Origin of the sequence: Streptomyces sp. XH2 (assembly GCF_049725035.1) — a bacterium.
Classification (GTDB): domain Bacteria; phylum Actinomycetota; class Actinomycetes; order Streptomycetales; family Streptomycetaceae; genus Streptomyces; species Streptomyces roseoverticillatus.
The window spans coordinates 179,649-190,322 of record NZ_JBMMMZ010000015.1 but is presented as its reverse complement, the minus strand read 5'-3'; the positions used below and the strand labels follow the sequence as shown (position 1 = coordinate 190,322).

Below are 10,674 nucleotides of genomic sequence, written 5' to 3'. Positions count from 1 at the left end.
GCAGAGCCCGCACAACCCCTCACCCCCGCGATGGGCCCCCCGCCCGTCGGGGCGGGGGCCACTTCGCGTGTGTGCGTCAGCCCGTGTTGCGCAGGCCCGCGGCCACACCGTTGACCGTGAGCAGGAGCGCACGGCCCAGCAGGGGATCCGCCTGCTCGCCCCGCTCGGCGGCCTGCCGCTGGCGGTGCAGCAGCGTCACCTGCAGGTACGAGATGGGGTCCAGGTACGCGTCGCGCACGCGGAACGTCTGGCGCAGGACCGGGCTGGCGTCGAGGAGCTCGGCCTCGCCGGTGATGCGCAGCACTTCCTGCACGGTGAGTTCGTGCTCGGCCTTGATGACGTCGAAGACGTGCTTGAGCTCGTCGGGGACGAGGGTGTCGACGTAGTGCTGGGCGATGCGCAGATCGGTCTTGGCGAGGGTCATCTCGACGTTGGACAGGAAGTTCTGGAAGAAGTGCCAGTGCTCGTGCATCTCGTCCAGGACGGTGTCCAGGCCGGCTTCGCGGGCGGCCCTGAGCCCGGAGCCGACGCCGAACCAGCCGGGGACGATCTGGCGGGACTGGGTCCAGCCGAAGACCCACGGGATGGCGCGGAGGCCGTCGAGGCCGGCGCCGGAGTCGGGTCGGCGCGAGGGGCGGGAGCCGAGGTGGAGCTCGGCGAGCTGGTCGACGGGGGTCGAGGCGAAGAAGTACGCGGGGAGGTCGGGGTCCTCGACCAGGCGGCGGTACGCGCAGTGGGCGGCGTCGGAGACGGTGTCCATGGCCGCGTCCCAGCGGGCGAGGGCCTCGTCGGACTGGCGGGGGGCGGTGTGCAGGGCGGAGGCCTGGAGGGTGGCGGCGACCGTCAGTTCCAGGTTCTCGCGGGCGAGGGCGGGGATGAGGTACTTGTCGGAGATGACCTCGCCCTGCTCGGTGACCTTGATCTCGCCCTCCAGGGTGCCCCAGGGCTGGGCGAGGATCGCGTCGTGGGTGGGGCCGCCGCCGCGGCCGACGGTGCCGCCGCGGCCGTGGAAGAGGCGCAGGCGGACGCCGTAGCGGTGGGCGACGTCGCGCAGGCGGCGCTGGGCGCGGTGGATCTCCCACTGGGAGGTGGTGATGCCGCCGAACTTGGAGGAGTCGGAGTAGCCGAGCATGACCTCCTGGACGTCGCCGCGGAGGGCCACCAGGCGCCGGTAGGAGGGGTCGGCGAGCATGTCGTCGAGGATGCGGTCGGCTTCCTTGAGCTCGTCGGTGGTCTCCAGGAGCGGGACGATGCCGATCTTGGCCCAGCCGGCGTGGAGGTCGATGAGGCCGGCTTCGCGGGCGAGGACGGCGGCGGCGAAGACGTCGTCGGCGCCCTGGCACATCGAGATGATGTACGACTCGACGACCTCGGGGCCGAACTTCTCCAGGGCCTCGCGGATGGTGCCGAAGACGCCGAGGGTCTTGGCGCCGGCGGCGTCGAGGGGCGCGGGGCTGGGGGCCAGCGGGCGGCGGGAGCGCAGCTCCTTGGCGAGGAGCTTGCGGCGGTAGTCGCGGGGCATGTCCGCGTAGCGCCAGGACTCCTCGCCGAGGCGGTCGAAGAGCTGGCCGAGGGCGTGGTGGTGGGCGTCGGCGTGCTCGCGGACGTCCATGGTGGCCAGGTGGAGGCCGAAGGAGGCGAGGGTGCGCAGGGCGCGCTCCAGGCGGCCGTCGGCGATCAGGCGGCCGCGGTGGGCGCGCAGGGAGTCCTGGATGATCTGGAGGTCGGCGAGGAGCTCGGTGGTGCCGAGGTAGTCGCGGCCGTCCTCGTGGGGGGTGTTGCGGGCCAGGCGCTCGCGGGTGTTGACGAGCTTCTGGCGGATGCAGGTGGCCTTGAGGCGGTAGGGCTCTTCGGCGTTGAGGCGCTTGTAGCGGGGGCTGATCTCGGGCAGGAGTTCGAGGTCGCGCTGGAGGGAGGAGAGGAGCTCCTCGGTGGCGCCGCTGTTGCGGATGGAGTTGGAGAGGGCGCCGCGCAGTTCGTCGACGAGGTCGAGGGCGTCGGTGATGCCGTGCTCGTACTGCAGGAGGAGGACGTCCCAGGTGACCTGGGGGGTCACGTTGGGGTTGCCGTCGCGGTCGCCGCCGATCCAGGTGCCGAAGGTGAGCGGGCGGGTGGTGGGGGGCAGGGCGACGCCGACGCGCTCCAGCTCGGCGGCGAGGTCCTCCAGGACGTCGCCGACGGCGTTGGCGTGGAGCTCGTCGAGGTAGTAGATGGCGTTGCGGGCCTCGTCGGTGGGCTCGGGGCGGGCGACGCGCAGTTCGTCGGTCTGCCAGAGCAGGTCGATGTTCTCGGCGAGGCGCAGGTCGGTGCGGCGCTTGTCGCCGGTGCCCGCGGCGAGGGTGTCGAGGAGGGCCGCGATGCGGCGGAGCTTGTTGAGGACGCTGCGGCGGGCGGCCTCGGTGGGGTGCGCGGTGAAGACGGGGCGGACGCCGAGGTTCTCGACGGTCTGCTGCACGTGCTCGGGGTCGGCTTCCTTGAGCTGGTCCGCGGTGCGGGCCAGGATCGAGCCCTCGGCGGCGCGCTTGGCCGCGAGCTCGCGGCCGCGGTGGACCTGCTCGGTGACGTTCGCCAGGTGGAAGTAGGTGGAGAAGGCGCGGACGAGCTTGGCGGCGGTCTCCAGGTCGGTGGCACCGAGCAGCTCGGCGGCGGCCTCGCCGTCGGTGCGGGTCAGGGCGCGGACCCGCTCCACGAGGTCGAGGAGCTCTTCCCCCTCCTGGCGGACCAGGGTTTCGCCGAGGAGGTCGCCGAGGCGGCGGATGTCGGCGCGCAGGGCGGCGTTGGTGTTGTCGGCACTGCTCACAGGTGCGGCTCCTTGCAGAGTTTCTGGCACGTCTGGAGGGGTTGCGGACCGCGCTGTCCGACGCCCACCAGCATAGGTCTCCGCACGACGCGCGGTTATCCACAGCCCTCTTGCTCCCCGCCACCGCCCTGCCATACTTACGAAGCCGTAGGTTACGGAACCGTAGCCATGCCCCGACCCCCATGAGGGAACCCATGACTGCAAGCCCCGACGTGCTCGAAGACGCGCCGAAGGCCCAGGAAGCCCCGCTCCCCTCCGCCACTCTGGGTGGCGACAGCAAGCGTTCCGTGGAGCAGATCACGCTGCTGCTCTTCATCACCGTGCCGTTCCTCGCCCTGGTCGCGGCGGTCCCGCTGGCCTGGGGCTGGGGGGTGAGCTGGCTCGATCTCGGGCTGATGACCGCGATGTACTTCATCGGCTGCCACGGCATCACCATCGGCTTCCACCGCTATTTCACGCACGGCTCGTTCAAGGCCAACCGGCCGCTGCGGGCCGCACTGGCGATCATGGGGTCGATGGCGGTGGAGGGCCCGCTGGTGCGCTGGGTCGCCGACCACCGGCGGCACCACCGGTTCTCGGACGCGGAGGGGGATCCGCACTCGCCGTGGCGCTTCGGCGAGACGGTGCCGGCGCTGATGAAGGGGCTGTGGTGGGCCCACGTCGGCTGGATGTTCGACGAGGAGCAGACCCCGCAGCACAAGTACGCCCCCGATCTGATCAAGGACCCCATGATCCGGGCGATCTCCCGCCAGTTCGTGCTGTGGACGGCGGTGTCCCTGCTGATCCCGCCGCTGGTCGGCGGCCTGGTCACCTGGTCCTGGCAGGGGGCGGCCACGGCGTTCTTCTGGGGCTCGCTGGTCCGCGTCGCCCTGCTGCACCATGTGACGTGGTCGATCAACTCGATCTGCCACGCCGTGGGCAAGCGGCCGTTCAAGTCGCGTGACCGCTCGGGCAACGTGTGGTGGCTGGCGATCCTGTCCTGCGGCGAGTCCTGGCACAACCTGCACCACGCGGACCCGACGTCGGCCCGGCACGGCGTGCTGAAGGGGCAGCTGGACTCCAGCGCACGACTGATCCGCTGGTTCGAGCAGGCGGGCTGGGCCTACGACGTGCGGTGGCCGAAGGCCGACCGCCTCGACTCCCGACGGAAGGAGAGTGCCGCCGAGGCGGCATGATTGACAGCGTGGCGATCGACAGCAATACCACCAGTAACAAGGACCGGGCCCCGGCTGCGGGGACCCGTCGCACCCGGCGGGTGCGGATGACCGGCGCGGAGCGCCGGGAGCAGCTGCTGGACATCGGTCGCACGCTCTTCGCCGAGCGGGGGTTCGAGGGCACGTCGGTCGAGGAGATCGCGGCGAAGGCCGGGGTCTCCAAGCCGGTCGTCTACGAGCACTTCGGCGGCAAGGAAGGGCTGTACGCGGTGGTGGTCGACCGCGAGATGCGGCAGCTGCTCGACATGGTCACCGGGGCGCTGACCGCGGGCCACCCGCGGGAGCTGCTGGAGCAGGCCGCGTTCGCCCTGCTGGATTACATCGAGCGGTACACGGACGGCTTCCGCATCCTCGTCCGCGATTCGCCCGTGGCGCAGTCCACGGGCACGTTCGCCTCCCTGATCAGCGACATCGCCACGCAGGTCGAGGACATCCTCGGCCTGGAATTCAAGGCCCGCGGCTTCGACGCGAAGCTCGCCCCGCTGTACGCCCAGGCCCTCGTCGGCATGGTGGCCCTCACGGGCCAGTGGTGGCTGGACGTCCGCAAGCCGAAGAAGGCGGAGGTGGCGGCGCACCTGGTGAACTTGGCGTGGCACGGTCTGGACGGCTTGGAGCCGAAGCCCCGGCTTGTGGGGCACCGGCGCGCGTAGCGGTGCGCACGCCGTGCCCGGTGCGGTTCCGAGGTGCCCCCGCACCTTGAAACCGCCGCCGCGGCGGATTGAAGGGGCCGGGCCCCTTCATCAGCCTCGGCGCGCCACTACGAATACGCGCCGGAACGGAAACACCGTGCCGTGCCGCCCGCGGGGATACGCCTCGCGCAGGAGCGCCCCGTACTCCGACAGGAATCGCGTCCGCGCCTCCGCGTCGCCGCGCAGCGCCGTCAGGACCGGCCGCAGCGTCGTGCCCTTCGTCCAGTCGAGGACCGCGTCCTCGCCCTCCAGGACGTGGACGTACGTGGTCTCCCAGGCGTCCACGGCCAAGCCCTGGCCGGCGAGCCGCTCCAGGTACTGCGCGGGCGTCAGCACGTGCCCGGGCCGCTGGAGGCCACCCAGCCGTTCCCGCCACGCCTCGCTCTCGCAGAGCTCGTGCAGCAGCACATGGCTGGGCTCGCCGAAGTTGCCCGGCACGGTGAAGGCGAAGGCTCCGCCCGGGGCGAGCGCCCCGGTCCACGCCGGGAACGACTCCTCGTGCCCCGGCACCCACTGGAACGTCGCGCTGGAGATGATCAGGTCGTACGAGCCGTCCGGCGTCCACCCGCGCAGGTCCGCGCGGAGGAATTCCGCGCCGGGGAGCCGCTCGCGCGCCTGCCGCAGCATCTCTTCCGAGGTGTCCAGGCCCGTGATCCGCGCCCGCGGCCACCGCTCGGCGAGCAGTGCCGTGACGTTGCCCGGCCCGCACCCGAGGTCGGCGATCCGCGCGGGATCGCGCACCGGCACGCGGGCCAGCAGGTCGTGGAAGGGGCGGGACCGGGGGCCCGAGTGACGCAGGTACTGCTCCGGGTCCCAGACAGGCGTGGCAGCGTGAGTCGTCATGCTTCCAGGATCACCACAGGGATATCTTGACGTCAAGAGACTTCATGTCGACAGACCCTCTACACTGATCGTCATGGAGGACGAGGTCGATCGGCTGGTTTCAGCGTGGCGCCGCGAGCGCCCTGACCTCGACGTGGAGCCGCTCGAGGTGCTCAGCCGTGTGAGCAGGCTGGCCCGTCACCTCGACCGCGCCCGCCGTCTGGCCTTCGCCGAGCACGAGCTGGAGCCGTGGGAGTTCGACGTCCTGACGGCGCTGCGCCGCGCCGGGGCCCCGTACCAGCTCTCGCCCGGACAGCTGCTGACCCAGACGCTGGTCACGTCCGGCACGATGACCAACCGCATCGACCGGCTCGCCAAGAAGGGCCTGGTGCGGCGGGAGCCCGACCCGAGCGACCGACGGGGCGTGCTCGTGCGTCTCACGGACGAGGGCCGGGACCGCGCGGACGAGGCCCTGGCCGGGCTCCTGGAGCAGGAGCGCGCCATCCTCTCCGAGCTGTCCCGCACCCAGCGCCGCGAGCTGGCCGATCTGCTACGCCAGCTGACCGCCCCGTTCGACAACACTCCCGGTTAGGTCCACGGGCCCGACGCCGGCCCTGCGCGCGAGCGCGACGGCGGCGAGGGTGGAGTGGACGCCGAGCTTCCCCAGCACGTTCTGCATGTGGGTGCGGACGGTGTGCGGGGAGAGGTAGAGCCGTTCGGCGACGGCCTTGCGGCCCAGCCCGGCCACCATGCAGCGCAGCACCTCGCGCTCGCGCGGCGTCAGCGACTCCACGAGCCGCTCGCTCTCCGTGCGGTGCTTGCGGGCCGCCGTGAGCTCCCGCAGCACGCCCGTGAGCAGGGCGGGCGGCAGGTGCGTCTCGTCCCGGAGGACGCCCCTGATGACGGCCAGCAGCCGGGACAGCGAGCAGTCCTTGGCGACCCAGCCGCCGGCGCCGGCCTGCAGGGCCGCCGCGGCCCGCCGCGGGTCGTCGCGCTCGGCGAGGACCACCGTGCGCACCGCGGGGTGCGCGCTGCGCACGCCGGCCACGAGCGAGATCCCGTCGACCGTGCCCTCACCGGGCCCGCTGCCGTCGTGCACGGTGCCGTGCACCGGCCCGTGGCCCGCGGCGTGGGGCGGGCCGTGCCCGGTCCCGAGGCCCGCGCCGTGCGGTGCGGGCCCCCTGAGCTGGCCCGGCACTCCCCCGCCGTCCTGCCCGACCGTGCCGAGGTCGGCATCGATCAGGAGCACGTCGAAGCGACGCCCCTCGGCCGCCGCCCGCTCCAGCGCGCGCAGCGCCGCCGGCCCGCTGCCGGCCGCCGAGACCTCCACGTCCTGCTCGGCCGCGAGGGCGGCGGCGAGCGACTCGGCGAAGATGCGGTGGTCGTCGACCACCAGTACCCGAATACGTGCCACTGCCACCCCCATATCCCGGGCGGCGGTCAGTGCGGGTACGGCGCCCGGTCCGGGGCCGCCACACACCGCACGGCCGCCGCCGCACTTGTTGACTTCCACCCCGCCCCGGGCGTCGTACCTGCCTGTCTCGCCCCCTGATCAGCGCCGGCCCCCACCGACGCTGTGCATCAGCGTACGGCGGGGGTCCCGCAACGGAAGCCGATTGGCAAAACTGCTCGACCCGCCTGTTTATGGTGAGCTTTCTGTTCAGTATTGAGGCAGTGAACGACGTGGAACGACGCGAAGTTGACCATGCCCGACTGCACGATCGGGGAGTACCCTCCGGCGCCGGTTCACCCCTCACCTCGGAGCACCCGCCGCGCACCGCCGCCCGCCACGGCTGCGAAGACCCGCGGCGGACGGTGCCCGGCCGCCGCGAAGGCCGCCGTGACGGCCCCGCCGACCGCGTCCGCCGCGCCCTCCTCCACGAGCGCCAGCGCGGAGCCGCCGAAGCCGGCGCCGGTCATCCGCGCCCCGAGCGCGCCCGCTTCGTTCGCGACCGCGACGGCCAGGTCGAGCTCCGGGCAGGAGACGGCGAAGTCGTCGCGGAGGGAGGCGTGGCCGGCGGTCAGCAGCGGCCCGGCCTTGCGCGGCTCGCCCCCGTCCAGGAGCGCCACGACCTCCCGTACCCGCTCGCCCTCGGTCACGACGTGCCGCACCAGGGGCCGCAGGGACGCGTCGGCGAGCCCGCCCAGCGCGGCCCCCAGCTCCCCGTGGGGCACGTCCCGCAGGGCCCGTACGCCCAGGGCCCGCGCCGCCGCCTCGCAGCCCGCCCGCCGCGCCGCGTAGGCGCCGTCCGCCAGGGCGTGCCGGACGCGGGTGTCCACGACGAGCAGCCGCAGCCCGTGGGCGGCGAGGTCGAAGGGGACCTGCCGCAGCGCGAGGTCGCGGGTGTCGAGGTGCAGGGCGTGGCCGGCGGTGCAGCAGGCGGAGGCCGTCTGGTCCATGACTCCGCAGGGGACGCCCACGAAGGCGTTCTCGGCGCGCTGGGCGAGCCGTGCGAGGGCGGGGCGCTCGCGGGCGAGGCCGTGCAGCTCGGTGAGCGCGAGGGCCGTGGCGACCTCCAGGGCGGCGGAGGACGACAGCCCGGCGCCCGCCGGCACGTCGCTCTCCACGTACACGTCCGCCCCGCCGACGGGCAGGCCCGCCTCGCGCAGCGCCCAGGCGACGCCCGCCGGGTAGGCGGCCCAGCCCGTCACGCCGCCGGGTGCGAGCGCGGCCAAGGACAGTTCGGCCGTGCCCGGCGCCTCGCGCGAGCGCAGCCGCAGCACGCCGTCCGTACGGGCCGCGGCGGCCACGCGGGTGCAGTGCGGGAGGGCGATCGGCAGGACGTGGCCTTCGTTGACGTCCGTGTACTCGCCGATGAGGTTGACGCGGCCGGGCGCGGCCCAGACGCCGCCGGGGGCGTACCCGTAGGCGTGCTCGAACCCCTCGGCCGCGTCGTTCGCCGCTGCGGTCACTGCTCGGGCCCGCGGCGCGCGAACTCCCAGGCGTCGGCGACGATCCCGGCGAGGTCCGGGCGGCGCGGGGTCCAGCCGAGGGTCTCGCGGGCGCGCTCGGCGGAGGCCACGAGGACGGCCGGGTCGCCGGGGCGGCGCGGGGCGGCGGTCTGCGGGACGGGGTGGCCGGTGACCTTGCGGACGGTCTCGATGACCTCGTGGACGGAGAAGCCGTTGCCGTTGCCCAGATTGCAGATGAGGTGTTCGCCGTCGCGTGCGGCGGAGAGGGCGAGGAGGTGGGCCTCGGCGAGGTCGGCGACGTGGATGTAGTCGCGGACGCAGGTGCCGTCCGGGGTCGGGTAGTCGTCGCCGTAGACGGCGATGGCCTCGCGCTCGCCGCGGGCCACCTGCAGGACGAGCGGGATCAGGTGGGTCTCGGGCTCGTGCCGCTCGCCGTAGCGGCCGTACGCGCCCGCGACGTTGAAGTAGCGCAGGGAGACGGCGGCCAGGCCGTGGGCGGCGCACTCGCCGCCGATCATGTGGTCGACGGCGAGCTTGGTGGCGCCGTAGGGGTTGGTGGGGGCCGTGGGGGCGTCCTCGGTGATGGGGACGGCGGCCGGTTCGCCGTAGGTGGCGGCCGTGGAGGAGAAGACGAGGGTGCGCACGCCGGCGTCGCGCATGGCGGCGAGCAGGTCGGCGGTGCCGCCGACGTTGTTGCGCCAGTACGGCTCGGGGTCGGCGACGGACTGGCCGACCTGCGAGAAGGCCGCGAAGTGCAGCACGGCGTCGTAGGAGCTGTCGAGCCACTGCCCCGCGTCCTGCACGCGGCCCCGGACGAACGCGGCGCCCTCGGGGACGGCGGCCCGGTGCCCGGTCGAGAGGTCGTCGAGGACGGTCACGGTGTGCCCGGCGGCCAGCAGATGCGCCGCCACGACGCTTCCGACGTAGCCCGCGCCACCCGTGACCAGGCACTTCCTGCTGCTGTCGCTCATTGACCCGCTACCTCTCGCAGTCGCTCCGCCGCGGCCTCGGGCGGCACATCGTTGATGAACACGTTCATGCCGGATTCGGAACCCGCGAGGAACTTCAGCTTTCCGGGAGCCCGGCGGACGGTGAAGAGCTCCAGGTGGAGCGCGAATTCACTCCTGCGGGGGTCCTGGAACGGCGCCTGGTGCCAGGCGGAGACGTACGGGGTGGGCGGCCCGGCGGGGTCGAATATCCGGTCGAACCGGCGCAAGAGTTCCAGGTAGACCTGTGGGAACTCTGTGCGGGCGGCGTCGTCCAGGGCGAGCAGGTCGGGCACGCGGCGGCGGGGGTAGAGATGCACCTCGTAGGGCCAGTGGGCGGCGTACGGCACGAAGGCCGCCCAGTGCTCGGCCGCGAGGACGATGCGGCGGCCGTCCTCGCGCTCGGCGGCCACGGTGTCGTCGAAGAGGTTGCGCCCGCCCGTGCGGGCCGCGTGGGCGGCGGCCGAGGCGAGCATGCGCTCGGTGCGCGGGGTGACGAACGGGTACGCGTAGATCTGGCCATGCGGGTGGCCGAGGGTCACGCCGATCTCCTCGCCCCGGTTCTCGAAGCAGAACACCTGCCGCACGGCGGGGAGCGCGGCCAGTACGGCGGTGCGGTCGGTCCAGGCGGCGAGGACGAGGGCGGCGCGGTCTTCGCCGAGGGCGGCGAAGGAGGCGTGGTGGTCGGGGGTGAAGCAGACGACTTCGCAGCGGCCGGCCGCCTCGCCGGCGAGGGAGGGGAAGCGGTTCTCGAAGACGGCGACTTCGTAGTCGGAGGCGGGGATCTCCGTGGGGCGGCCGGGACTTGAGGGGCACAGGGGGCACGCTTCCGCGGGTGGGAGGAAGGTGCGGGTCTGGCGGTGGGAGGCGATGACGACGTCGTCGCCGAGGATCGGGTCGCGGCGGATTTCGGTGGTGGTGGTGACGGGAGGAAGGGGGCGGGGGTCGTCCGCGGGCTCGCGTATGACGTCGCCGTCGAGGTCGTAGTAGATCAGCTCGCGGCCGTCGGCGAGCTTGGTTGCCGTCTTCCTCACGGGGCGCGGTGGGCTCACGGCTTTCTTCTCCCCACCCCGCCCCTTCCCGTAACTGGGGGCAAGCCCCCAGACCCCCTTGTCGCGCTGAACGCGCTCGTCCTCAGACGCCGGACAGGCTGTGTTTTGCTGCGGCTTGCGCAACACCAAAGGTGGAGTCCGCAACGAAAATCACCCAGCGGTAGCTGGGGGGAGTTCGAGGACCGGGGTCCGGGGCGG

At 73.1% G+C, this 10,674-nt stretch carries 9 protein-coding genes; 3 read left to right on the top strand and 6 right to left on the bottom strand.

Annotated elements, in window-relative coordinates; translation table 11 throughout:
* Positions 1 to 76: 76 nt before the first annotated feature.
* Entirely contained in the window at positions 77 to 2,800 is a 2,724-nt protein-coding gene (gene ppc, locus ACOTKD_RS29650) for a phosphoenolpyruvate carboxylase (RefSeq protein WP_424892060.1), read from the bottom strand.
* A gap of 194 nt (positions 2,801 to 2,994) precedes the next feature.
* Between ppc and ACOTKD_RS29645 the strand changes: the two genes are divergently transcribed.
* Entirely contained in the window at positions 2,995 to 3,975 is a 981-nt protein-coding gene (locus ACOTKD_RS29645; RefSeq protein ID WP_424892059.1) for an acyl-CoA desaturase, read from the top strand.
* On the top strand, positions 3,972 to 4,664 hold the full coding sequence (locus ACOTKD_RS29640) for a TetR family transcriptional regulator (protein WP_424892058.1): 693 nt from the start codon (positions 3,972 to 3,974) through the stop codon (positions 4,662 to 4,664). The genes ACOTKD_RS29645 and ACOTKD_RS29640 overlap by 4 nt, the downstream gene beginning before the upstream one ends.
* Positions 4,665 to 4,754: 90 nt before the next feature.
* Here ACOTKD_RS29640 and ACOTKD_RS29635 read toward each other — a convergent pair whose 3' ends face one another.
* Positions 4,755 to 5,546, bottom strand: a complete 792-nt coding sequence (locus ACOTKD_RS29635) for a trans-aconitate 2-methyltransferase (RefSeq protein WP_424892057.1) — start codon at positions 5,544 to 5,546, stop codon at positions 4,755 to 4,757.
* A gap of 73 nt (positions 5,547 to 5,619) precedes the next feature.
* Here ACOTKD_RS29635 and ACOTKD_RS29630 point away from each other — a divergent pair, with 73 nt between their 5' ends.
* Positions 5,620 to 6,117, top strand: coding sequence for a MarR family winged helix-turn-helix transcriptional regulator (locus tag ACOTKD_RS29630; protein ID WP_106682081.1), 498 nt, complete (start codon positions 5,620 to 5,622; stop codon positions 6,115 to 6,117).
* On the opposite strand, the gene ACOTKD_RS29625 is transcribed toward ACOTKD_RS29630, so the two are convergent.
* The 4 genes from ACOTKD_RS29625 to galT all read right to left on the bottom strand — a co-directional run bounded on the left by ACOTKD_RS29625 (position 6,076) and on the right by galT (position 10,458).
* A complete protein-coding gene (locus tag ACOTKD_RS29625) occupies positions 6,076 to 6,939 on the bottom strand; it encodes a LuxR C-terminal-related transcriptional regulator (RefSeq protein WP_424892056.1) in 864 nt (287 codons plus the stop codon). The genes ACOTKD_RS29630 and ACOTKD_RS29625 overlap by 42 nt on opposite strands.
* Positions 6,940 to 7,271: 332 nt before the next feature.
* Positions 7,272 to 8,438: a galactokinase gene (gene galK, locus ACOTKD_RS29620; RefSeq protein WP_424892055.1), complete on the bottom strand. Its 1,167-nt coding sequence runs from the start codon at positions 8,436 to 8,438 to the stop codon at positions 7,272 to 7,274.
* Positions 8,435 to 9,409: a UDP-glucose 4-epimerase GalE gene (gene galE / locus ACOTKD_RS29615; protein WP_424892054.1), complete on the bottom strand. Its 975-nt coding sequence runs from the start codon at positions 9,407 to 9,409 to the stop codon at positions 8,435 to 8,437. Before galE ends, galK begins: the two co-directional genes overlap by 4 nt.
* Positions 9,406 to 10,458 (bottom strand): galactose-1-phosphate uridylyltransferase, encoded by a 1,053-nt coding sequence (gene galT, locus ACOTKD_RS29610; RefSeq protein WP_424892159.1) that lies wholly within the window; start codon positions 10,456 to 10,458, stop codon positions 9,406 to 9,408. Before galT ends, galE begins: the two co-directional genes overlap by 4 nt.
* Positions 10,459 to 10,674 lie beyond the last annotated feature (216 nt).